Source organism: Kitasatospora sp. NBC_01250, assembly GCF_036226465.1.
In the GTDB taxonomy this organism is placed as follows: Bacteria; Actinomycetota; Actinomycetes; order Streptomycetales; family Streptomycetaceae; genus Kitasatospora.
Genome location: NZ_CP108476.1, coordinates 8,275,174 through 8,297,666, shown reverse-complemented (window position 1 = coordinate 8,297,666; position 22,493 = coordinate 8,275,174). Strand labels below are relative to the sequence as shown.

The 22,493-nt window shown below is 72.6% G+C and carries 22 protein-coding genes; 12 read left to right on the top strand and 10 right to left on the bottom strand.

Annotated features, from left to right (window positions below):
• Positions 1 to 7: 7 nt before the first annotated feature.
• Positions 8 to 793: an AraC family transcriptional regulator gene (locus OG500_RS34915; RefSeq protein WP_327070850.1), complete on the bottom strand. Its 786-nt coding sequence runs from the start codon at positions 791 to 793 to the stop codon at positions 8 to 10.
• Positions 794 to 899: 106 nt separating this feature from the next.
• Here OG500_RS34915 and OG500_RS34910 point away from each other — a divergent pair, with 106 nt between their 5' ends.
• Complete coding sequence (locus tag OG500_RS34910) at positions 900 to 2,618, top strand: MFS transporter (RefSeq protein WP_329586227.1); 1,719 nt, start codon at positions 900 to 902, stop codon at positions 2,616 to 2,618.
• A 40-nt stretch (positions 2,619 to 2,658) separates the two neighbouring features.
• On the opposite strand, the gene OG500_RS34905 is transcribed toward OG500_RS34910, so the two are convergent.
• Together OG500_RS34905 and OG500_RS34900 are read right to left on the bottom strand one after the other, a co-directional pair.
• The gene (locus OG500_RS34905; protein WP_329586224.1) at positions 2,659 to 2,940 is read right to left on the bottom strand and encodes a hypothetical protein; all 282 of its coding nucleotides are present in this window, start codon (positions 2,938 to 2,940) and stop codon (positions 2,659 to 2,661) included.
• Between the two features lie 99 nt (positions 2,941 to 3,039).
• Entirely contained in the window at positions 3,040 to 4,356 is a 1,317-nt protein-coding gene (locus OG500_RS34900) for a helix-turn-helix transcriptional regulator (RefSeq protein ID WP_329586221.1), read from the bottom strand.
• Between the two features lie 155 nt (positions 4,357 to 4,511).
• Here OG500_RS34900 and OG500_RS34895 point away from each other — a divergent pair, with 155 nt between their 5' ends.
• From OG500_RS34895 to OG500_RS34875, 5 genes are all read left to right on the top strand, one after another.
• Positions 4,512 to 5,504: a Gfo/Idh/MocA family protein gene (locus tag OG500_RS34895; RefSeq protein WP_329586217.1), complete on the top strand. Its 993-nt coding sequence runs from the start codon at positions 4,512 to 4,514 to the stop codon at positions 5,502 to 5,504.
• Positions 5,501 to 6,754: a DegT/DnrJ/EryC1/StrS family aminotransferase gene (locus OG500_RS34890; protein WP_327070845.1), complete on the top strand. Its 1,254-nt coding sequence runs from the start codon at positions 5,501 to 5,503 to the stop codon at positions 6,752 to 6,754. Before OG500_RS34895 ends, OG500_RS34890 begins: the two co-directional genes overlap by 4 nt.
• Entirely contained in the window at positions 6,751 to 7,191 is a 441-nt protein-coding gene (locus tag OG500_RS34885; protein ID WP_327070844.1) for an NUDIX domain-containing protein, read from the top strand. The genes OG500_RS34890 and OG500_RS34885 overlap by 4 nt, the downstream gene beginning before the upstream one ends.
• 104 nt (positions 7,192 to 7,295) lie before the next feature.
• Positions 7,296 to 7,766, top strand: coding sequence for an NUDIX domain-containing protein (locus tag OG500_RS34880; RefSeq protein WP_327070843.1), 471 nt, complete (start codon positions 7,296 to 7,298; stop codon positions 7,764 to 7,766).
• A gap of 74 nt (positions 7,767 to 7,840) precedes the next feature.
• Positions 7,841 to 8,326, top strand: a complete 486-nt coding sequence (locus OG500_RS34875) for a glutathione peroxidase (RefSeq protein ID WP_327070842.1) — start codon at positions 7,841 to 7,843, stop codon at positions 8,324 to 8,326.
• Positions 8,327 to 8,401: 75 nt separating this feature from the next.
• Here the strand turns inward: OG500_RS34875 and OG500_RS34870 are convergent, their stop codons facing one another.
• Positions 8,402 to 9,013, bottom strand: a complete 612-nt coding sequence (locus OG500_RS34870; RefSeq protein WP_329586213.1) for an RICIN domain-containing protein — start codon at positions 9,011 to 9,013, stop codon at positions 8,402 to 8,404.
• A gap of 354 nt (positions 9,014 to 9,367) precedes the next feature.
• On the opposite strand from OG500_RS34870, the gene OG500_RS34865 reads away from it, so the two are divergent.
• The 4 genes from OG500_RS34865 to OG500_RS34850 all read left to right on the top strand — a co-directional run bounded on the left by OG500_RS34865 (position 9,368) and on the right by OG500_RS34850 (position 13,031).
• Positions 9,368 to 10,096: an ABC transporter ATP-binding protein gene (locus OG500_RS34865; RefSeq protein ID WP_327070839.1), complete on the top strand. Its 729-nt coding sequence runs from the start codon at positions 9,368 to 9,370 to the stop codon at positions 10,094 to 10,096.
• 17 nt (positions 10,097 to 10,113) lie between these two features.
• Complete coding sequence (locus tag OG500_RS34860; RefSeq protein WP_329586211.1) at positions 10,114 to 11,886, top strand: hypothetical protein; 1,773 nt, start codon at positions 10,114 to 10,116, stop codon at positions 11,884 to 11,886.
• A gap of 132 nt (positions 11,887 to 12,018) precedes the next feature.
• Positions 12,019 to 12,762: a dienelactone hydrolase family protein gene (locus tag OG500_RS34855; protein ID WP_329586209.1), complete on the top strand. Its 744-nt coding sequence runs from the start codon at positions 12,019 to 12,021 to the stop codon at positions 12,760 to 12,762.
• A 2-nt stretch (positions 12,763 to 12,764) separates the two neighbouring features.
• Positions 12,765 to 13,031, top strand: coding sequence for a DUF6295 family protein (locus OG500_RS34850; protein WP_327070836.1), 267 nt, complete (start codon positions 12,765 to 12,767; stop codon positions 13,029 to 13,031).
• A 66-nt stretch (positions 13,032 to 13,097) separates the two neighbouring features.
• On the opposite strand, the gene OG500_RS34845 is transcribed toward OG500_RS34850, so the two are convergent.
• The 6 genes from OG500_RS34845 to OG500_RS34820 all read right to left on the bottom strand — a co-directional run bounded on the left by OG500_RS34845 (position 13,098) and on the right by OG500_RS34820 (position 20,066).
• On the bottom strand, positions 13,098 to 14,423 hold the full coding sequence (locus tag OG500_RS34845; RefSeq protein WP_327070835.1) for a S53 family peptidase: 1,326 nt from the start codon (positions 14,421 to 14,423) through the stop codon (positions 13,098 to 13,100).
• 429 nt (positions 14,424 to 14,852) lie between these two features.
• Positions 14,853 to 15,245, bottom strand: coding sequence for a transglycosylase family protein (locus tag OG500_RS34840; RefSeq protein ID WP_329586204.1), 393 nt, complete (start codon positions 15,243 to 15,245; stop codon positions 14,853 to 14,855).
• Between the two features lie 373 nt (positions 15,246 to 15,618).
• Complete coding sequence (locus tag OG500_RS34835) at positions 15,619 to 16,791, bottom strand: FAD-dependent oxidoreductase (protein WP_329586201.1); 1,173 nt, start codon at positions 16,789 to 16,791, stop codon at positions 15,619 to 15,621.
• Complete coding sequence (locus OG500_RS34830; RefSeq protein WP_442907104.1) at positions 16,788 to 17,534, bottom strand: TetR/AcrR family transcriptional regulator; 747 nt, start codon at positions 17,532 to 17,534, stop codon at positions 16,788 to 16,790. The genes OG500_RS34835 and OG500_RS34830 overlap by 4 nt, the downstream gene beginning before the upstream one ends.
• 97 nt (positions 17,535 to 17,631) lie before the next feature.
• Entirely contained in the window at positions 17,632 to 18,354 is a 723-nt protein-coding gene (locus OG500_RS34825; protein WP_329586195.1) for a response regulator, read from the bottom strand.
• Positions 18,351 to 20,066 carry a sensor histidine kinase gene (locus OG500_RS34820; RefSeq protein ID WP_327070830.1) on the bottom strand — a complete coding sequence of 572 codons (1,716 nt, stop codon included), beginning with the start codon at positions 20,064 to 20,066 and terminating at the stop codon, positions 18,351 to 18,353. The genes OG500_RS34825 and OG500_RS34820 overlap by 4 nt, the downstream gene beginning before the upstream one ends.
• Positions 20,067 to 20,274: 208 nt before the next feature.
• On the opposite strand from OG500_RS34820, the gene OG500_RS34815 reads away from it, so the two are divergent.
• Positions 20,275 to 21,657 carry a cation:dicarboxylate symporter family transporter gene (locus OG500_RS34815; protein ID WP_327070829.1) on the top strand — a complete coding sequence of 461 codons (1,383 nt, stop codon included), beginning with the start codon at positions 20,275 to 20,277 and terminating at the stop codon, positions 21,655 to 21,657.
• Positions 21,658 to 21,786: 129 nt separating this feature from the next.
• On the top strand, positions 21,787 to 22,380 hold the full coding sequence (locus OG500_RS34810; protein ID WP_329586189.1) for a dihydrofolate reductase family protein: 594 nt from the start codon (positions 21,787 to 21,789) through the stop codon (positions 22,378 to 22,380).
• Positions 22,381 to 22,493 lie beyond the last annotated feature (113 nt).

The window sequence follows — 22,493 nt, the reverse complement described above, 5'->3', positions numbered from 1 at the left end:
GCCGGACCTATTCGCCGGGCACGGCGAAGTAGCTGCTCGGGGCCACCCCGAGGGCCCGGCGGAACATGGCCGTGAAGGCGCTCGGCGTCGCGTAGCCGAGCCGGGCGGCCACCGCGGTGACCGGCACATCGCCGGCCAGCAGCGTCACGGCGTGCAGCAGGCGGGACTGCTGCACCCAGTGGGCGAGCGTCATCCCGGTCGCGGACCCGAACCTGCGGTGCAGGGTGCGTGGACTCAGGTGCGCATGCGCGGCGGCCGTCGCCGTCGTCCAGCGCCGGCCCGGCTCGGCGTGGATCGCGGCACAGAGCCGGGCGAGCTGCTCGTCGCCGGCCGCGGACGGCAGGTGCAGGGCGGGCACCGGGCGCGGTTCGAGTTCGCGCAGCAGCAGGTCCATGACCGCGCCGTCGCGCCCGCCGACCTCGTACTCGACGGGGATCCGGGTCGCCGCCTCGATGAGCTCGCGCAGCAGTGGGGAGACGGCCACCACGGTCGGCACCGCCGGCAGCCGCGGCGCCGCCGCGGGCCGGATGTAGAGGGTGCGCATCCGGACCGCGCCGATGCAGCTCATCGCATGGGTGACGCCGGCCGGCACCCAGACCCCGCGGGTGGCGGGCACCACCCAGGTGCCGTGGGCCGTGTCGACGGCGATCGCCCCGGTGGTGCCGTAGATCAGCTGGGCGCGGCGGTGGTGGTGGTCGGGGATGTGGTGCCGGTCGGGCAGGTCACGCGCCATCGCCGCCAGTGGCCGCGGCACCCGCTGGTAGTCGTCCCGGTTCTCGCTCTTCTCGAACAACGCTCTCCCCGCCTCTCCGCCTCTCCGGTGGAATGGCGCACTCTCGACAGTGGACGTCACAACCGCGAAAGCATGCCACAGCGCGTGCTCCCTAGCGTGGTCCCACGTGACAGCGCTCTCCTCCGACCACCGCCCCCGCCCTCGTCCCCGCACTCGCACTCGCACTCGCACCGCGCTGCTGGCCGCCACCAGCGCGGTCACCGCCGCCAACGTCTACCTCAACCAGCCGCTGCTGACCGCCGCCGCCCACGACTTCCACCGCGCGCCCGCGCTGCTGGGCGCGGTGCCGACGGCCACCCAGCTCGGCTACGCGCTCGGCATCGCGCTGCTGGTCCCGGCCGGGGACAGCCGGGACCGGCGCCGACTGATCCTGCTGCTCGGCACGGCCGCCACGCTCGCGCTCACCGCCTGCGCGCTGGCACCGGGCGTGCCCTGGCTGGTCGCGGCGAGCCTGGCGCTCGGCCTGTGCTCCCCCGTCCCGCAGCTGGTGGCGCCGCTGGCCGTCGCGCTCGCGGGCGGGCGGCAGCCAGGACGGGTACTGGGCACGATCCAGGGCGGCCTGCTGGTGGGGGTACTGGCCGCTCGCGCGTACTCCGGCTGGCTGGCGCAGCTGTGCGGCTGGCGGGCCGTCTACGGGTGTTCGGCCGCCCTCACCCTGCTGCTGACCGCCCTCCTGTGGCGCGCACTGCCCACCTCTGTGCCCACGGGCGCCCTCGCCTACCGGGCCGCGCTGGCCTCGCTGCCGCGCCTGTTCACCGGGCACGCCGTGGTCCGCCGGGTGACGCTCTCGGGGGCACTGGTCGGCGCCTCCTTCGGGGCGTTCTGGACCGCGCTGACCTTCCTGCTCGCCCAGCACTACCGCTACGACTCCACCGAGGTCGGCCTGTTCGGCCTGGTCGCCGCCGCCAGCGCGCTCGCCTCCCCGCCCATCGGCCGCCTCGCCGACCGTCTCGGCCGACGCGGCGCGCTCACCGCCCTGATCGCCGTGGTGCTGGCGGGCTGGGCGCTGCTGCTGCCGGGCGGCGGCTCGCTCGGCTGGCTGCTGGCGGGGGTGGTGGTGCTCGACGTCGGGACGTGGGGGAACCAAGTGGTCTGCCAGAGCGCGCTGTTCGCCGCCTTCCCGGTCGGCCAGCACAGCCGGCTGAACACCTGCTACTTCACGCTGCGCTTCCTCGGCATCGCCGTCGGCTCACTGGCGGGTTCACTGGCCTGGCCACACGGCGGCTGGCCGGCGGTGACGGTGGTGGGAGCGGCTGCGGCGGGCGCGGCGCTCGCCGTCGCGGCCGGGGTCGGGGGCGGGCAGGCGGGGGCGTGCGAAGGCCCCGCCGGTGGCGACCGGCGGGGCCCGCACAGCATGCGGTGGCTACGAGAAGACGACCGAGCGGAGCTTGAGGCGGTCACCGAGCTTCGTGCCGGGGTTCATCACGCGGTACACGTCACCCTCGCAGTCGAAGTCCAGATAGACCGTGGCGGTGGACCGGGTGAAATTCTCCGGGGCGAAGGCCGGGTCGATGTCGGTGGCCCCGAACAGGTTGATGCATTGGCCGCTCTCGGGATCGGCGAGTCCCGCAGGGACGCCCGGCCCGACCTTGTAGAGGAACTCTCCGGTGGCGGCGTGGGCCGAGCTGGGGACGGCAATGAGGAGCGTGAGGGCGCCGAGAGCGGCGACAGCGGTCTGACGGAATCGCATGACGGACTTTCCTTGTTCGAACGGTCTCGCGCCCAGCGGACTCGCAGAGCGCAGCACACGAACGATGCCCCAGGTCATGCCTGGCTAGACACGATGTCCCTCGTGCGGCGTCATGGATGGTGGCATTGGAACTGACGATCCATCACCGGTCGGCAGTCGGCGGTTCGGGGGCCGCTCAGAACACGTAGTAGCTCCCGCCGAACGCCGTCACGCTCTGATCGGGACCCACCTCCGCAGTCACCGGCCCCTGGCAATCCGCCGCCGCATGCACCAGGACCGTCGAATCCGTGAAGTTCTTGACGGAGACCGGAGACGACGCCGGATAGCACCCCCGCCCCGGGTTCTCATGGGCAACCCCGTTCACCACCAGAAGCCCTGTCGCCGCCTGAGCGGGAGACGTGCAGACCAAGACGAGGGCGGCCGCGAGGACGGCGACCAAGGCATGACGAAGACGCATGACAGCTCCCTGAGTTGAGGCGGTGGGACGACCTGAATCCCAACGGAATCCCACCGCAGGAAGCGGTCACGGGCCACGATTCACCCGTTCGCGGGCATGTCACGCCGCCCGCAGGCGTTCCATCAGTTCGGGCACGCCGTCGATGCCGTGGTACCGCTTGAAGGTCGGGGCGAGTTCGCGGACCAGGGTGATGCACCGTCCGGCGCCGATACGCTCGGCGAGGTCCAGCGACTCGGTGGTGACGGCGAGGGCCTGCTCGATCTCGCAGGCGCGCAGCAGGCTGCGGGCTTCGTAGGTCAGGAAAATCCCTCGCGTCTTGTCACGTGAGCGAGGCAATAGACGCATGCCTTCGTCGATGCGGGCATGAGCCTCCTCTGTGCGGCCAAGGTCGAGCAGGCATTGGCCGGAGTCGACGGCGAGATCCGCAGTGCTCATCCACGAGCACCAGCGAGGCGCCGGGTCGACCGCGTCGGTCAACAGCTCGGTCTCGGCGGCAGAGAGGTCGCGGTGGCAAGCGGCGCGCTCACCGAGCGCGGCATGCGCGCGGGCCCGGCGAAGGAACAGCAGGGACCGAGCAGTGGGGTGACGGGTGTGGATCAGTGCCTGGCTGAGTGGTTCGACGGCTGCCTTCGGGTCTCCGAGCCAGATGGACTGGTACGCGAAGTCGGACAGCACGCCGGCGCCGAGGTCACGGTCACCGGCGGCATGCGCGCTGGTCAACGCGGCGTTCCAGTGCTTGCCCGCCGCATAGTGCCGACCTTGGTCGAAACGGTGCCAGCCACAGATGCCCGCCAGTGACGCGGCCAGCAGGTGCAGCCGCCTGCCGGTGGCCTCAGTGTAGTTGCCGGGTTCGATGAGGTCGGTGACAGTGGCCAGGTGGGCGTCCATCAGCTTCGCCGTGTGCTGGCGCTGTTCGGTCGGTAGGGAGGTCAGCTTTGCGGTGGTCTCCTCCAGCCAGTCGACCAGTTCCAGATCGACGCGCCTGCCATCGAGGACGGTACTGATCCTCTCGGGTTCGATCGCGGCCCACTGCGCCGAGAGGCCGGCCAGCGCGACAGCGCCGAAGGTCATGAAGTTACGGCGGTCCATCGCGGTTCTCTGGGCCTCTCGAAGTGCTTGGACGGTGTACGCGGAGCCCAAGGGCAGCGGGGAGTCACAACCCGGGAGCCAGTAGGGCCAACCCAGTAGTTCGACGTCCGCGATCGGGACGTCGAGGGCTTCGGCGATCAGGAGTTGGGAGTCCGAGTTGGGCTCCTTGATCCAGTTCTCCCACTTGCTGATGGCCTGCTTGTCCGCGCCGGAGCGAAGCCCGCGCCGACGGGCGGCCTGGTCCATGCGAACGGCCAGCCCTGTCTGCGAGAGGTTGCCGCACAGTTGACGGGCGTAGGCGAGGGGGTGCCGGATCGGGTCGCTCACAGGGCCAATTCCATCATTCACAGTGACCGGAAGCCTACTGCGCGCACCGGCGGGACCACCCCGGGACTACAGACAATGCCTATCCGACCACGGGCAGTTGGGCTGTACTCGACACGCATCGACAAGTTCCCGCACGGAGCGGAAGGAGTCTGCCCATGAAGCGACGCTCAGCAGTCATCGGCCTCGGCCACCAGACACTCGAAGACCACCTGCCGGGCCTGCTCGGCTCCACCAGGGCCGAGCTGGTCGCGGTCTGTGACATCGACCCGAACGCTCTTCGTGCCCAGCAGGAAGCCCACCGGGTCCCGGGCTTTGCCAAGGCCACCGACCTGCTGGACGCTGTCAAGCCGGACTTCGTGATCGTCGCGGTCCCGCACCACGCGGGTCGGGCCGTGATCGAAGAGTGCGCGTCCCGGGGCGTGCACGTCCTCAAGGAGAAGCCGTTCGCAACCTCCCCGCAGGAAGCCCGCGAGCTCGCGGCGATCTGCGAGGCGGGCGGGGCAGAGCTGATGGTCACTCTCCAGAGGCGCTTCAACCCGATCTACATCTCCGTGGTGCAGTTCCTCGACCAGATCGGCACTCCGTTCTTGATCGACGGTCAGTACACGTTCCACACCGACGACCCCGGGGCCGGCTGGCGCGGGGACGTGAAGCAGGCCGGCGGCGGCTGCATCATCGACATGGGCTACCACCTGGTCGACCTCCTGCTGTGGTACTTCGGGATGCCCAACCGCGTCATGGCCGATTTCTCCACGGCCGCGCTGCCCGGGGGTGGCTACGACGCCGAGGACACTGCCGTCATCCAGGTCGGCTACGACTCCGACCTCTACGGCACGGTACTGCTGTCGCGGTGGATGGCGCCGAAGACCGAGAGACTGCACGTCGTCGGCACACAAGGCTCCGTGCTGCTGACGAAGGGCAGGGTCCAGCGGCTCGCTCTGGACGGCTCAGTGGTCGAGGAGCTGACCCGCCCGCAGGCGCCGGCGAGTGCGGCTACAGCCCAGATCGACTACTTCTGCCGGGTGCTGGATGGCGAGCGCCCCAACACCTCCGGTCCCCGGCAGCACCTGGCCCACGCCGCCTTCATCGCCTCCTGCTACCGGTCCAAGACGACCGGGCATTACATCAACCCCGAGGAGATGCTGTGACCAACACTCTCGCCCTGCTCGGCGGCGACGCCGTAGTGACCGCCAACGGCCCGCACTTCCAGTGGCCGCCGATCGACGACACCACCCGCGCGAAGGTCGCTGCCCAGCTCGACACCGCGATCTCTGTTCCCGGCCGGAGCGGCATCGTGGCCGAGCTGGAGGATGCCCTGCAGGAGTACTTCGGCGTCCGCCACGCGGTCACCACCAGCTGCGGCACTGCCGCCCTGCACGCTACCTACTCGGCTGCGCGGATCAAGGCCGGCGATGAGGTGATCGTCCCGGCCTGGACCTTCCACGCCACCGCCTCTCCCCTGTTCCATCTCCGCGCGGTGCCAGTGCTCTGCGAGACCGGCCCGGACGGCAACATCGACCCAACCAGGATCGAGGAGCTGATCACCCCGCGCACCCGGGCCCTCATGGTCACCCACCTGTGGGGCAGGCCGGCCGCCATGATCGCCCTGCGGTCCATCGCCAAGGCGCACAACCTGGCCCTGCTGGAGGACGGCTCACACGCCCACGGAGCCTCCCAGGGCGGCAAGAAGGTCGGCACCTTCGGACTTGCCGGAGCCTTCTCCCTCAACGGCCCCAAGCCGCTGTCCGGGGGCGAGGGCGGGTTCGTCCTCACCGACGACGACGACACGTACTACCAGTTGGTGACCTTCGCCCACTACAACAAGCGGGCCAAGTCCGAGATCCCGGACGGACACCCGCTGGCCAAGTACGCGGTCACCGGGTCCGGCCTCAAACTCCGCATCCACCCGCTGGCCGCGGCCCTCGCGCACGACCAGCTCACCCGCCTCGACGGCTACCTCGCCGGCCGGGCCGAGATCGCCGCCTACCTCACCACGGAGTTCGCGCGCATCCCCGGTTTCGAGGTCGTGCCGATGCCCGATGGAGTGATCCCGTCCTGGTACGGGCTGACGCTCACCTACCACCCCGGCGAGCTCGACGGCCTGAGCATCGAACGTTTCCACCAGGCCCTCATCGCCGAGGGAGCAACCGAGTTCGACCGGCCCGGCTCCACCTGCCCACTGAACCAGCTCCCGCTCTACCAGCATCCAGCGCAGTTGTTCCCCGGCCACCCGCGCTCCCACCGCCCTTACAAGGAAGGGGACTTCCCGATCGCCGAGCACGCCCACGCGCATACGATCAAGCTCCCGGTCTGGCATCGTGAGCAGGATCGTCCATTGGCCGAGAGTTACGTCCGCGCGGCCATTAAGGTGAGCAACCACCACAAGGAGCTGCTGTGATCTCCCCCTTCGCCGATCCTGCCTTCACTCCGGGCCTGCTCTTCGACGCCCAGGAGACCGGGATCACCCGATTCGTCGTCGCCACGGTCATCACCGAGGGCGACCGCGTCCTCCTCCTGCGCCGGCCCGCCGACGACTTCATGCCGGGCCTGTGGGAGCTGCCTTCCGGGAAGGTCGAGCCGGGCGAGGACTTCGAGAAGGCCCTGCGGCGGGAGACCAGAGAGGAGACCGGCCTCACCATCGACCAGGTCACCGCCTACCTCGGCCGGTTCGACTATGCCTCCAAGAGCGGCGCCCTCACCCGCCAGCTCACCTTCGAGGCCACCGTCGAGAATGCCGCCCCGATCACCCTCACCGAGCACGACGACCACACCTGGGCCGACCGCGGCGAACTGCCCGGTGTCAGCGAAGCAGTAAGGAAACTGATCACTCGCTGAGGGGCATCCCCCACCTCGGTCAGGGCGGTGCTGATTCGATACCAATGCCGCGAGCTTCGACGCAGTGTGGGACACCGCTCGACCGGTTGAGGAGAACTGATCACGTGGCACGAACCGAGTACTACAACGATCCCAACGCCCCCAAGCCGAACCGGGTCGTCGTCGCGGCGTCCGCCGTCGTGACCGATGACGCGGGCCGCATTCTGCTGCAACGGCGAACCGACAACGGGCTGTACCCGCTGCCCGGCGGGACGATGGATCTCGGCGAGTCGCTGCCGCACACGGCCGTGCGCGAGGTCCGGGAGGAGACGGGCCTGAACATCGAGATCACCGGGCTGGTCGGCACGTACACCGACCCCCGGCACATCATCGCCTACTCGGACGGCGAGGTCCGCCAGCAGTTCAACGTCTGCTTCACCGCTCGCATCACGGGAGGAGAGCTACGGATCTCCAGCGAATCCACCGATCTCCGGTTCGTCGCCCCGGAGGACGTCGAAGCCCTTCCCATGCACCACACCCAGCGGCTCCGGCTCCAGCACTTCCTGGAGCACCGGGAGGCTCCCCACCTAGGCTGAACGAACAGGAGCCCGACGGGCCCTGGTACAAAGGAACCGCACGGCAGCACCCACCTCCCGGAGGGACCCACCCCATGAGCCTGACCGACATCCCCCTGCAGACCCTGGCCGGCGAGCCGACGAGCCTGGCCGACTTCGCGGGCAAGGCCGTCCTCGTGGTCAACGTGGCCTCGAAGTGCGGGCTGACTCCGCAGTACACCGGGCTGGAGGAGTTGCAGCAGCGGTACGCGGAGCGCGGGTTCACCGTGCTCGGGGTGCCGTGCAACCAGTTCGGTGGGCAGGAGCCGGGCAGCGCAGCGGAGATCCAGAGCTTCTGCCAGACCAACTACAACGTCTCGTTCCCGCTGCTGTCGAAGATCGAGGTGAACGGCGAAGGCCGCCACCCCCTCTACCAGGAGCTGACCGCCCTCGCCGACGAGACCGGGGCGGCCGGGGACGTGCAGTGGAACTTCGAGAAGTTCCTGATCTCCCCCGCCGGCGCTGCCGTCGGCCGGTTCCGGCCCCGGACCGAGCCGTCGGACGCCGAACTGGTCGCGGCCATCGAGGCCCAGCTGCCGTAGCGAGCGCGGCTGCCGGTGGCCGGCTCCCCGCCCTGGGGAACCGGCCACTGGTGGACCTGCCTTCGCTCACGCAGGTCAGACGTTGTGCAGGGTCCAGTTCTGGTTGGACCAGCCGTTGCAGGCCCAGAGCTGCACCTTGGCGCCGTTGTTCGGGATGGTGTTGGTGTCACCGTCCAGGCACTCGCCCTTGTCGGCGTTCACCAGCGTGGCGCCGCCCCAGGCCCAGGTCTGGTTGGACCAGCCGTTGCAGCCCCAGAGCTGCACCTTCGCCCCGTTGTTCGGGATGGTGTTGGTGTCACCGTCCAGGCACTCGCCCCGGTCGTTGTTCTGGATGCTGTAGTAGCCGGCCGGGTAGCCGGCGGCCGGGGCCCAGTCCCAGGTCTGGTTCGACCAGCCGTTGCAGCCCCAGAGCTGCACCTTCGCCCCGTTGTTCGGGATGGTGTTGGTGTCACCGTCGAGACACTGGCCCCGGTCGTTGTTGGTCATCGTCACCTGGTAGATGGCGTTCGGCACGACCTTGGCGTGGTTGCTCACGGTCGGGATCTGCGAGACCGACGCCACCTTGATGATCCGCGGCCCGGCGGCGCTGTCCGCGCTGCTGTGGGCACTGGCCTGGGCCACCCCCGCGACCCCCAGGCAGACCGTCACCGAGACGGCCAGCACGGCTGAACGTGCACGACTGCGCATTGTTGCTCCCCCCATGTCCCGGGACGGCCGCCCCGGGCGTGCAATTCGCCGCACTGTGCGGCGAGTTGAGGAAACCCTAGGACGGGCGACAGCGGGCTGTCAGCGTCTCGACAGAAGTAGCGGGCCACCTTCCGGGTCAGGGTCGGAATGTGACCGCGCCCAGGCGTGCGCGCCCGGGAGTGCGGGTCGCTGAACCGCTGGGCCGTGCGGCCCGGCACGCGACGATCACTCGATCGAGCGGAGGTGCCGGGAAGAGCCCGGCGGGTGGACTGCGGCGAGGTATAAGGCGACCCCGTCGTCCCACAGGTTGGGTCGCTAGGGTGGGCGGACATCACCTCTGGAGGCACCGTCCGCATGGCCAAGAAATCCGCCGCAGCACGCACCCCCGCGCGTCCGGCGCTGCTGAAACTGACCGGGGTGAGCCGCTCCTACGGCGACCGTGAGGTGCTGCACCCCGTGGACCTCGCGGTGGCCGCCGGCGAGTGCGTCGCGCTGCTGGGGCACAACGGGTCCGGCAAGTCCACCCTGCTTCGGGTGGCGGCCGGGCGCGACCTGCCGACGAAGGGGACGGTCCGCTTCGACGGGCTGCCGATGGACGAGAACGACCCGCGGATCCGGGCCCGGGTCGCGGTGGTCGGCGACACCGTCGCGCACTACCCCGACCTCACGGTGCGCGAGCACCTGCTGCTGGTCGCGGTCGCGCACGGGGTGGCCGACGCCCGGGACTGGGTCGAGCAGGTGCTCGCGGACCGGGCGCTCACCGAGCGGGCCGACGCGCTGCCCTCCGCGCTCTCCTCCGGGCAGCTCCAGGCGCTGCTGCTGGCCTGTGCGCTGGTGCGCCCGCGCGATCTGCTGCTGCTCGACGAGCCGGAGCAGCGGCTGGACCCGGAGGCCCGCAAGCGGCTCGCGGAGCTGCTGCGCGGTGAGCTGGCGGACGGCGTGGCGGTCCTGCTGGTCACCCACCACACCGACCTGGCACGGGAGTTGGCGGACCGGGTGGTGGTGCTGGAGGACGGCCGGATCGTGGCCCAGGGGGCACCGGGCAAGGTCCTGGACGGCGGCGGCGCGGTGGGTGCCCGATGACGGCCGAGGCGGAAGAGGTGGCGGAGACGGAAGAGGAGCCGGGCGAGGAAGCGGGCGAGGGGACGGACGAGGGGACGGACGAGGTGGCGGAGGCAGCCGAGGTGGCGGAAACCGCCGAGGCGGTCGAGCCCGAGGCCTGGAGCGAGGACGAGGACTGGACCGACGAGACGCTCGCCCTGCTGCGCGCGCTGCGGGCCCCGTACCGGCTGAACCGGGCCAAGCAGCTCGGCTTCGCGCTCTACTGCGTGCTGCTCGTGCTGATCATCTGGGGCGGGGTGCCGAGCCTGGGGCTCTTCCTGCAGGCCTCGATGGGCGCCGACTACACCGCGCACGGCGGCGACCTGCTCGCCGCCATGCCCAGCGGCATCGCCGCCGTCGGGCTGGCCTTCGTGCTGCTCGCGGTCCGCGACGGGCTGTGGCGCGGCCCGGTGGTGCCGCCCCGGGCGGCCACCGATTGGCTGCTCGCCCACCCGGTGCGCCCGCGCCCGGTGCTGCGGCCGTGGTTCTGGCTCTCCTGCGCGCTGGCGGTCTTCCCCGGCCTGGTGACGGCGGTGGGCGGGATGGTCGCGCTCGGGCTGCTGCTGCGGGTCGGCCTGCCGGCGGCGCTCGGCTGGTGCCTGCTCGGCGGGGCCTGCCTGCCGCTGCTGGCCACCTGTGCCGGGCTGCTGGTGGAGCGCAGCGACGCCGCCGCCCGCTGGGTGCGCCGGCTCACGCCGGCCGCGACCGTGCTGGTGCTGCTGTTCGCGGCGCAGAGCGCGCTGGCGGTGGCCGGGCACCGGGTGCACTGGCTGGAGCTGGTCGAGCTGTGGTCGGGGCCGTGGGGCTGGGCCGGGATCGCCGCGCTGTCGCCCACCCGGGGCGCGGTGCCCGGCGGCTGGGTGGCCGCCGCGCTGCTGCTCGTCGGCACCGCGGGCGCCCTGGTGCTCGCCGACCGGGCAGCCGGCACGGTGCCGCTGGGCCGGCTGCGCGAGCGGGCCCGGACGGCGGCGGGGGTGTTCGCCGCGCTGCGCACCGTGGAGCTGCGGGCCGCGCGGCTGGCGGTGAGCGGCGCGGCCGGGAGCGCGCGGGTGCGCCGGGTGCGGCTGCCGATGCCGCGCCGGGCCTGGCTGGTGGTGCCCTGGCGGGACGCGACGGCGCTGCTGCGCTCCCCCGCCCGGCTCGGCCGCGCCGTGCTGCTGAGCGTGCCGGCGCTGCTCTGCGCGGCGCTGGCGCACGGGATCGGCAGCAAGCCGTCGGTGCCGACGACGGCGGTCGCGCTGGTCTTCGGCTACCTGGCGGTGGCCCAGCTGCTGGAGCCGGCCCGGATCGAGACGGACGACGTGCGGCGGGCGGCCTGGTCGCCCTATCCGTTCGCCGAGCTCATGCTGCGCCACGCGATCGTGCCCACCGTGGCCGGGGTGCTGATCGGGCTGGCCGGGGCCGGGGCGGCGGCGCTGTCCGGGGCGGGCCCGTCGGTCTGGCTCGCGCCGGCCGTGGTGCCGGCGCTGGTGGGGGCCGGGCTGGTGAACACCTGCCGCGGCGCCGTGCGGCGCGACCTGATGTACAAGTCGCCCACCTCGGGCGGCCTTGGCCTGTTCCTCTTCGCCGCCTGGTACGCGGCCGGTCCGGGGGCGGCCGTCCTCGCGCTGACCCTGCCGTTCGCCCAGGCGCTGCGCGCGGACACGGCGGCCGGCTGCGGCAACGCCGCCGTGGTGGGCCTGGTGGCGGCAGCCGTGCTGCTCTGGTGGGCGCGGACCAGGGCCTCGGAGCTGACCGGACTCTCCCGGCCGGCGGGGCGGCAGGACCAGTAGCGCAGGCCCCGGCCCGCGAGGGGCGGCCCGGGAGCGGGTGCGGCTCCGGTGGCGCGCGGCCGACCTCCGGTCGCGCGCCACGCGCCGCCCCCGGGCCGCTCCGCACCCCAACGGTTTGATATAGCTGACCGCATGAATGGTTCTCTCACCGCGACCACCATCCACTTCGCCGGGCACGAGGGTGATGACGTCGAGGCCTACCTGGCCCGCCCGGAAGGCGACGCCCGACGCGGCGGCGTCGTAGTGATCCACCACATGCCCGGCTACGACCGGTCCACCAAGGAGATCACCCGCCGCTTCGCCGAGCTCGGCTACGACGCGATCTGCCCGAACCTCTACACCCGCGAGGCGCCGGGCGCCTCCCCCGACGACGCCGCCGCGGTGGCCCGCGCCAACGGCGGTGCACCGGACGCGCGCGTGGTCGGTGACCTCGCCGGGGCCGCCGCCCATCTGCGGTCGCTGCCGACCTCCAACGGCAAGGTGGGCATCATCGGTTACTGCTCGGGCGGGCGGCAGAGCGTGCTGGCCGCCTGCAAGCTCGACCTGGACGCCGCGGTGGACTGCTACGGCGCCTTCGTCACCGGCACCCCGCCGGAGGGCTTCCCGCTGCGGGTCACCAACCTGGTCGACCAGCTCCCCGAGCTGGGCGCCCCGCTGCTGGGCCTGTTCGGCGCGGAGGACAAGTTCCCCGGCCCCGAGCAGGTCGGCGAGCTGGAGCAGATCCTCACCGCCAACGGCAAGGACTTCGAGTTCCACACCTACCCGGAAGCCGGGCACGGGTTCTTCTCGACCGACCGGCCCGCCTACAACGTGCCTGCCGCCAACGACGGTTGGGAGCGGATCACCGCCTTCTACGCCAAGCACCTGGGAGCCTGAGCATGTGCACCTACGCGACCGTCAAGGAGAGCATCAACGGCAGCGCCAAGGGCCCGAACGGCACCTGGTTCCACGTCTCGACCGCCACGGTGTACTTCGACCACCCGGTCCACGCGATGGCCGAGCACACCCTGAACATCGACTTCGCCGACCCGGAGCGGGACCCCGCCGCCCGGGTCGCGGTGGAGCTGACCGCGGAGTCCGCGCGGCGCCTGGTCGCCGCGATCCAGGAGGCCCTGGCGGCGGCTCCGGCCGAACTCACCGTCTGAACAGCCGTGCACGGCGCGGGCACCGGTGCGATCGCGCACCGGTGCCCGCGCCGTGCCATGCGATCCCTAGAAGCCGGACAGGCCGTTCGGCGTCCCCAGGCCGGTCGGGCCGTCCCAGCCGCGGCCCGCGGTGCAGACGACCGTGCAGCCGGCGTTCGCGGGCGCGTTCTGACCCATCGTCACATCGTTGAACGCCGAGGACGGGGCGGCGTAGAGGGTGTTGGGGCCCTCGACGTACGCCACGTGGCCGCCGCGGGCGTAGACACCGGCGATGAATGGGCTGGACTCACTGGTACCGCCCACCACCAGCCAGGACTGCTGCGAGCCGGTGAACGGGGTGTAGTCGTCGTAGACGGCCGCGCCGGTGGTCGGGTCGGCGTCCGCGGAGATGTCCGAAGCGGCGCGGTGGCCACCGCAGTTGGCCGCGACGCTGGTGGGCTGGCCGAGCGCGGGCGGCAGTTCGGCGGCGCAGCCGCTGCCGGAGCCGTCCCAGGCGACCTCGGAGTAGCCGTTGTGGCCGGCACCGGGGGTGCGGTAGAGCGCGGTGCCGCCGACCGAGGTGACGGTGGGCAGGTTCTGCGGCCAGCCGGAGGGCGTGCCCTCGTAGCCGCCGTCGCCCGAGGAGGCGGTGATCGCCATGCCGGGGTGGTAGAAGTCGCGGGCCGCCTGCCCCAGGTCGAGGGTCGCGTCCGGGTCGAACTGGTAGCTGACGCTGGCCGACGAGGCGCCGAGCGCGGCGGCGGTGTTCATCGCGACGCCGAAGTCCTCGGCCGCCTGGTCCTCACTGCTGGTCATGTCCCGGTTGACGGTGATCTCCAGGATGTGACAGGTCGGGCAGGCGGCGGTGGCCATGTCGACGTCCAGCGTGGTCTCGACGCCGACCTGCTCGTCGAAGTTCTTCTCGTCGTCGGTCGTGCCCGGGGCCAGCGGCGCCCCGCCGTGCTCGTCGACCTGCTTGAAGCAGCCGCTGGCCGCGGTGCAGGCGGCCAGGCCGTACTGCGCGCGGTAGGCGTTGAGGTTGGCTTCGAGGGTCGGGAAGGCGCCCTCGTCCAGGATCGCGATGGTGTTGGCCGGGCCGGAGGTGACGGCCGGCAGGTGGTACGCGGCGGCGAAGTCGGCCGGCCCGTACCCGGCCGGGGTGCTGGTCGCGAGCTTCTTGGTCGAGCCGGCGGCCACGGTGACGACCTGCGCCATGCAGCGGTTGTGCGCGATGCCGGCGCAGACCTGGGCGGTGCCCCGGCTGGCCAGCTCGGGGTTGGGCAGGGTCGCGGCCGAGCCGAGGTGCGGGCTCGCGGTGCCCTGCGCCTGCGCCGCACCGGCCGGCAGCATGGTCGGGGCGACGGCCAGTGCGCCGACCGCCAGGGCCGCCAGGGTGGCCTTGCGGAGGTTCATCAAAGGGGGCTTCCTCTCACCGGGCGCGAGCTCGCACCAGATGACGTGGGCACGTCAAGATTGGGCTCGCGAGACTCGCGCGATCAGAACCGTGCTGATACCTGGTGCGTTCATCGACGGCGCGGCCGAGCGGCCGTCAACCGCCCGACGGACAGTCGGCGCGGGCCCGTGCCACGGCTGCGCGCGGCGCACGGACCTTGCCCGAGGTGTCCATTGAAGAGTGCCGGTGCAACAGTCACATCGCGGGACCGGCTACGTCAATAGGCGCTACTGCGCCCACAGCGCCGCGTGCGAGCTGCCCTTGACGGTCCGTCAGGCAGCGCACAGCGCCGCAGCGCGGGCCGGGGTGATCCCGGCCCGCGCTGCGGCGCTGTGCGCTGTGCTGCTGTTTCTGCCGTTGCTGCCGTAGCTGCTGTTGTTGCCCCGGTGTCAGGCGAGGCCGGCCTTGGTGGAGCAGATCGGCCAGGCACCGGGGCCCTGCGCGGCGAGGACCTTCTCGCCGATCTCGATCTGCTGCGCCTTGGTCGCCTGGTTCGCCTGCCCCGCATACGCGGTGCCACCGAACGCCGCCCACGTCGACGGCGTGAACTGCAGACCGCCGTAGAAACCGTTGCCGGAGTCGATGCCCCAGTTCCCCGTCGCCTCGCACTGCGCCACCTTGTCCCAGGCCGACGCCGGAGCAGCCGAAGAAGCCGTCGCCGTCACAAGACCGGCCACCGGCAGCACCGCCAGAGCGCCACCCAGCACGGCCATCCGCCGCCGGTTGCGCCGACGGGCAGCAGTGCTGACGGTGGCCACAGTGGTCTCGTTACGGAAAGTCATATAAATCCTCTCGACAAGCCAAAAAGACAAGGCGGAACCAGACCCCGAAGGGCCAACTCGCCTGTGCAGGAAGAAGCGCGGCCCGCCCGGGACACCCGGGACTCGCCGCGCCGACACCAACGAAGCTACGGGCCCGCCCCGGCCGCCATCAAGCAATCACCACAGAACCCCAGGCCAGACCCGCAATACCACCGGTAACCCGCCCCTGAAACCCTTGAAAACACCGGCCCGGCCACCACCCCGCACCCCCCGATGTGGCCGCCATCACCGCCCACCGCCCGTGAGCCCGACCACAAACTCCACCCACCGTCACCCCGCCCCCACGCCCCGCACCCGCCACCAAGATCCACCACCCCCGCCCCGATGGCCCAGCTCACACCGCCGGGGCGGGGGCGTCCGCGGCCGGGTCGCCGCCACCGGTGAAGAGGGCGACCAACCCGCGGGGCGCGTCCTCGGCGAAGCAGAGCACGAGGTTGGCGGCGGACTCGGCGGCGGCCGACTCGCTGCGCGGGAACATCGCCTTCTCATAGGCGTCGAGCGCGACCTCGGTGTCGCCGGGGTGGTCGGCCAGGGCCAGGCCGAGCTCGGCGCCGTCCTGCATGGCGAGGTTGGCGCCCTCGCCGGCGAACGGCGACATCAGGTGGGCCGCGTCGCCCAGCAGGGTCACCCCGGGCACCCGCTCCCAGCGGTGGCCGACCGGCAGCGCGTGGATCGGGCGCGGCACCAGCGGGTGCCGGCTGTCGCCGATCAGCGCCGTCAGGCTCTCGTCCCAGCCGTCGAAGTGCGCCAGCACGGCCTGGGCGGCAGCCCCTCGGTCGGTGAAGTCGATGCCGGCCGCCCAGTCCTCGGGCGCCAGGAAGGCGGCGTAGACGTGCACGCTGCCGTCGGACTCGCGGTGCGCCAGGAAGCCCCGGCCGGCTCCGAGCGCGAAGAGCATGCCGCCACCGACCACGGCCGCGCTGCGGGGATGGCGGACGTCGGCGTCCGGCAGGTCCGTCTCGACGAAGGACAGGCCGCTGTAGGCGGGGCGCGCCGCGGAGAGCAGCGTGCGGACCTTCGACCAGGCGCCGTCCGCCCCGATCAGCAGGTCGGCGGTGACGGTACCGCCGTCGGCGAGGGTGAGCTCGTGCCGGCCGTCGGCCAGGGTGCGCACGGCGGTGGTCCTGGCGCCCCAGCGGACGGCCTGGGCGGGCAGCGCGTCGAGCAGCAGGTCGCGCAGCCGGCCGCGGTCGACCTCGGGACGGGTGCCGGTGCCGTCGTCGTCCTCCGCCAGGTGGACGGTGGCGTGCCGGTCGAGCACCCGGGTCGCCTCGCCGCCGGGCAGCACCAGCCGGCGGAAGTCCTCGTACAGGCCGGCCGCGCGCAGCGCGGCCTGGCCGGACTCCTCGTGGATGTCGAGCATGCCGCCCTGGACCCGGGCGTGCCGGGAGGCGTCGAGCTCGAGGACGGTGGCCGCGATGCCGTGCAGGTGCAGGACGCGGGCCAGGGTGAGGCCGCCGAGGCCGGCCCCCACGATGGCGATCGGGGTGTGGGTGTGGGTGGTCATCTGCTGTCTCCTGGTGTGGGCTCGGGGCGTGGTGGGGGGCCGTGGTGGGCGGGGGCGACCGGGGTGGGGGTGTGCAGGATGCCGTTGAGCAGCACGTGGAAGCCCCAGGCGAGGCGCTGTTCCGGGGCGCCGGAGATCAGCGGGGCCGCCAGGGCGGCGATCTGCGGGTGGGTGTCCGGGGAGGCGCCGTGCAGCGCCCGGGTGAGGGCGTCCCAGTCGGCCCCGGCCCGGCCCGACTGGCCGCGGGTGGCGTGTTCGGCCGCGGTGGCGGTGGCGAACTGCAGCAGTACGTCCACGCCCCAGGCCGCCTGCCCGGGCGGTACCGCGCCCTCGTCCAGCAGGGCGAGCAGCGCCTCGATCAGGTTCAGGTAGTGCGGTCCGCCGGGTCGCGCGGAGAGCGCGGAGCGGGCCAGGCCCGGCAGCTCGAAGAGCATCGCGGTGTAGTCGGTGAGGATCCGCTCCAGCCGGCCGCGCCAGTCCCCGTGCCCCTCGGCCGGGCCCAGGTCGATGCCGCCGAGCAACTCGTCGAGGATCGCGGCGTGCAGCTCGGCGGTGTTGCGCACGTAGACGTAGAGCGAGGCGGGGCCCGTGTCGAGCTCCTGCGCCAGGCGGCGCATGGTCACCTTCTCCAGGCCCTCGGCACGCATGATCGCAACCGCGGCCCCGATGATGCCCGCCCTGCTCAGGGGCGGCTTCGCCGGGCGTTCGCGGCGGCTTCTGGGGGGCTGAGGGGTTGTGGTCACTCCTGAAGCGTAACGAACATGTTCGTAGCGAACAAGTACGTGACGAACATGTTCGCCCGAGGGTGCACGCAAGAGGCCGGCCCCCGGCTCGGACCCGTCAGCCCCGGTCGGGCCTTCGGGCGCGGTAGCAGAGCTCCGGGCGGCCGACCTGCCCGTAGCGCGGCTCGCGCACGGCCAGGCCCACGTCCACCAGGTGCTCCAGGTAGCGGCGGGCGGTGATCCGCGAGACGCCGGCCGCCACACCCGCGGTGGCGGCCGAGATGCTGCCGTCGGCCGCGCGCAGCACCGCCGCCACGGTCTCCAGGGTCGGGGCGCTCAGGCCCTTGGGCAGGCTGCTGCGCTCGGCGGTGCGCAGCACGGCGAAGGCCTGGTCCACCTCATCCTGCCCGGTGGCCTCGCCGCTGCGGGCCAGGCTCTGGCGGTAGCGGGCGTAGCGGTCCAGGCGCTCGTGCAGGGCGGCGGCGCTGAACGGCTTGAGCAGGTACTGCACCACGCCCGCGGAGACCGCCTGGCGGACGGTGGCCAGCTCCCGGGCCGAGGTGACCGCGATGATGTCGGTCTCGTGCCCGGCGGCGCGCAGCGCACGGCAGAGCCGCAGGCCGTGGCCGTCGGGCAGGTGCAGGTCGAGCAGGACCAGGTCGACGGGGGTGCCGGCGACCCGGGTCCGCTCCAGGAAGCGCAGCGCGGCGGCCAGTGTGTGCGCGGTGCCGGCCGCCCGGAAGCCGGGGGTGCGGCCGACGTAGCGGGTGTGCGCGTCGGCGGCCACCGGGTCGTCCTCGACCACCAGCACCTCGATCGGGCCCGATCGCCAGGGGCTCACGGCGCCCCCACCCGGCCCGCGGGGCGCGCGGCGCCGGTGGTCAGCGGGAGCCGGACGGTGAGCACCGCGCCGCGTTCGCGTCCCACCTCCACCGTGCCGCCGTTGCGCCGCGCGGCCTGCGCCACCAGGGCCAGGCCCAGCCCGTGGCCGCCGCCCTCCTTGGTGGACCAGCCGCGCCGGAAGACCGACTCGACCGCATCGGGGTCGATCCCGGGGCCGGTGTCGGCGACCCGCAGCAGCAGCTGGCCGGCGTCAGTGCGCGCGGTGACCGTCACCTCGGGGGCCGCCGCGTGGTCGCCGGCGCCCAGGATCGCGGCGTCCAGGGCGTTGTCGATCAGGTTGCCGAGCATGGTCACCAGGTCGCGGGCGGGCAGGTCGGGCGGCAGCACGCCGTCGTCGATCCGGCTGTCCTCGCTGAGCACGAACTCGACGCCGGACTCGGCGGCCTGGGCCGCCTTGCCCAACAGGAGCGCGGCCAGCACCGGTTCACCGACCGCGCCGACCACCCGGTCGGTGAGCCGCTGGGCGAGCGCGAGTTCGGCGGTGGCGAACTCCACCGCCTCCTGGTAGCGGCCGAGTTCGACCAGCGAGACGACCGCGTGCAGCCGGTTGGCGGCCTCGTGCGCCTGCGCGCCCAGCGCCTCGGTGAAGCCGCGCACCGAGTCCAGTTCGCCGTTCAGCGACTGGAGTTCGGTGTGGTCGCGCAGGGTCAGCACGGTGCCCATCGGGCGGCCCGGCACCCGGGCGGGGCCGGCCGGGCCGGTGCCGATCGCCGAGGTGTTGAGCACCACCACCCGCTCGGCGGTCAGGTGCACCTCGTCGAGCACCGGGCCCTCGGCCAGCACCGCCCGGGTCAGCGCCCGGGGCAGTTCGAGGTCGGCGAACGGCCGGCCCTCGACGTCCTCGTCCAGGTCCAGCAGCTCGCGCGCCGCGTCGTTGCAGAGCACCACCCGCCCGGCCGGGTCGAGCAGCACCAGGCCCTCGCGCACCGCGTGCAGGGTCGCCTGGTGGTACTCGTACAGGTGGCTCAGCTCGGCGGCGCCCATGCCGTGGGTGTGCCGGCGCAGCCGGGCGTTGGCCAGGTAGGTGCCCAGGCCGCCGAGGGCGAGCGCGGCCAGCGCGACGCCGACCAGGGCCAGCAGCGGTCCGCGCAGCTGCTCGCTGATCGACTGCAGCGTGATGCCGGAGCTGACCAGCCCGATCACCTGTCCGCTGTCGTCCCGCACGGGGGTGATCACCCGCAGCGAGGGGCCGAGCGTGCCGGTGTAGGTCTCGGTGAAGGTCTCCCCCGCCAGCGCCTGCCCGATGTGCCCGAGGTACGGCTTGCCGATCTGCGCCGGGTCGCGGTGCGCGAGCCGGATCCCGTGGGTGTCCAGCACGGTCACGAAGTCCACCCCGCTGTCCGCCCTGACCTGCTCGGCGTACGGCTGGAGCACCGCCGTCGGGTCGGGGCCGACGATCGCCGCCCGCACCGACGGCGAGTCCGCCACCGCCCGCGCGGCGGCGGTCACCTGGCGGCGCGCGCTCTGCTCGGCCCGCTCCCCGGCGCCCAGGTACGCCAGCACCGCGCATCCGGCCACCACGGCGGCCACGATCACGATCTGCACGGAGAACAGCTGGCCCGCCAGGCTGCGCGGCAGCCGGCGGCGGCGCCGGCCGGCGGCGGGCGGGGCGCTGCCGGGTGGTCGGGTGGGACGGGGTGGGCGCGGCATGGCGGACAGTCTGCCTTAGCGCCTCCCTCACGAGAGGCCCTGGTCCGGGCGGCCTCGGACCGACGGGCCGCTGCTCGGGCGCCGATCGGGGCCGGTCCGGCCCTCGTGAACTCTATGAACGCAAACGTGACCGTCGTCACGCCCGCCGCCGATAGTCGGAGCGGCCCGTCCCCCCGTGGGCCGCAGCGAGGCAAAGGAGCCGACAGCCATGGCGATCATCAGTACGGACCGGAGCGACCGGACCAGACGGGCGACCGACCGCACCCAGTACCTCTATCTCGCGGTGCTGGCCGCGGTCCTCGCGGGCATCCTGGTCGGGTTGCTGGCGCCGGGGTTCGCGGTCGGCCTCAAGCCGGTCGGCACCGGATTCGTGAACCTGATCAAGATGATGATCAGCCCGGTGATCTTCTGCACGATCGTGCTGGGCGTCGGTTCGGTGAGCAAGGCCGCCAGCGTCGGCCGGGTCGGCGGCCTGGCCCTGGGCTACTTCCTGGTGACCTCCACCATCGCGCTGGGCCTCGGCCTGGTCGTCGGCAACCTGCTGGAACCCGGCTCCGGACTGCACCTCACCGCGGCGCTCGCCAAGGCGGGCCATGCCCAGGCGGCGGCCGGCCAGGCGACCGGCGCCAGTGACTTCCTGCTCGGGATCATCCCGAACACCCTGGTCTCCGCGCTCACCCAGGGCCAGGTCCTGCAGACCCTGCTGGTCGCCCTGCTGGCCGGCTTCGCGCTGCAGGCGATGGGCGCGGCCGGCGCACCGGTGCTGCGCGGCATCGAGCACCTGCAGCGGCTGGTCTTCCGGATCATGTCGATGATCATGTGGGTCGCCCCGATCGGCGCCTTCGGCGCGATGGCCGCCGTGGTCGGCGCCACCGGCACCGCCGCGCTGAAGAGCCTGGCCGTCATCATGATCGGCTTCTACCTGACCTGCGTGCTCTTCGTGGTGGTCGTCCTCGGGCTGCTGCTGCGCCTGGTGGCCGGGGTCAACGTGCTCGCCCTGCTGCGCTACCTGGGCCGGGAGTTCCTGCTGATCCTCTCCACCTCCTCCTCGGAGAGCGCGCTGCCGCGCCTGATCGCCAAGCTGGAGCACCTCGGGGTCAGCCGCCCGGTGGTGGGCATCACGGTGCCGACCGGCTACTCGTTCAACCTGGACGGCACCGCGATCTACCTGACGATGTCCTCGATCTTCATCTCGCAGGCGATGGACAGGCCGATGTCGCTCGGTCAGCAGCTCTCGCTGCTCGTCTTCATGGTGATCGCCAGCAAGGGCGCCGCCGGGGTCACCGGTGCGGGCCTGGCCACGCTGGCCGGCGGTCTGCAGTCGCACCGGCCCGAACTGGTCGACGGCGTCGGGCTGATCGTGGGCATCGACCGCTTCATGTCGGAGGCCCGCGCGCTGACCAACTTCGCCGGCAACGCGGTGGCCGCCGTGCTGATCGGGCACTGGACCAAGGAGCTGGACCACGGTCAGCTGCACCGGGTGCTGTCCGGCCAGGCGCCGTTCGACGAGCTGCTCCTGGCGGACGCGGCCGACGCACCGGTGGCCGCGCCCCGCGCGGACCCGGCCGACCCCCAGCCGGCGGGGGTCTGAGCGTCACGGCTGCGAGCGGCGCGGCTGCGAGCGTCACGGCTGCGGTTCGGTGTGTTGTCCCACCGGTTGTCACACCTGTGCGGCAGTCTGCTGTGCCGTCACCCCGGAACGAGGACGAGGAGCAACCCCATGCGCATCGTGGTCAGCGAGTTCATGAGCCTGGACGGCGTGGTGCAGGCGCCGGGCGGCGCCGAGGAGGACACCGACGGCGGCTTCGCGCACGGCGGCTGGTCGCACCCGTTCTTCGACCCGGAGGTGGTGGGCGGCGCCTTCTCCGAGGCGCTGGCCACGGCCGAGGCGCTGCTCTTCGGGCGCCGCACCTGGCAGACGATGGCCGCCGCCTGGCCCGAGCGGGCCGGCGATCCCTTCGCCGACCGGATGAACGCCATCCCCAAGTACGTCGTCTCCAGCACCCTCGGTGACGAGCCGGGCTGGCGCAACTCCACCCGCATCCCCGGCCAGGACGCGGTGGCCCGGATCGAACAGCTGCGCCGGAGCGAGGGCGGCGACCTGCTGGTGATGGGCAGCCCCACCCTGGTCCGCGCGCTGCTGGGCGAAGGGCTGGTCGACGAGCTGCGGCTGATGGTCATGCCGGTGCTGCTCGGCGGCGGGAAGTCGATCTTCCCCGAGGACGGGGCGCTGCGCACGCTCGAACTCGTCTCCACGGTCACCGGCAGCACGGGCGTCAACGTGTGCACCTACCGGACCGCCGGCAAGGGGTAGCCGGATCGACCGGGGCCGCCCGCGTGAACGGGCGGCCCCGGCTGGGGTGTTCGGCCGCGCCAGGCTCAGCGCCCGTGGACCGGGACGCAGGTGCGGCTCCCGGCGGCGTTGCG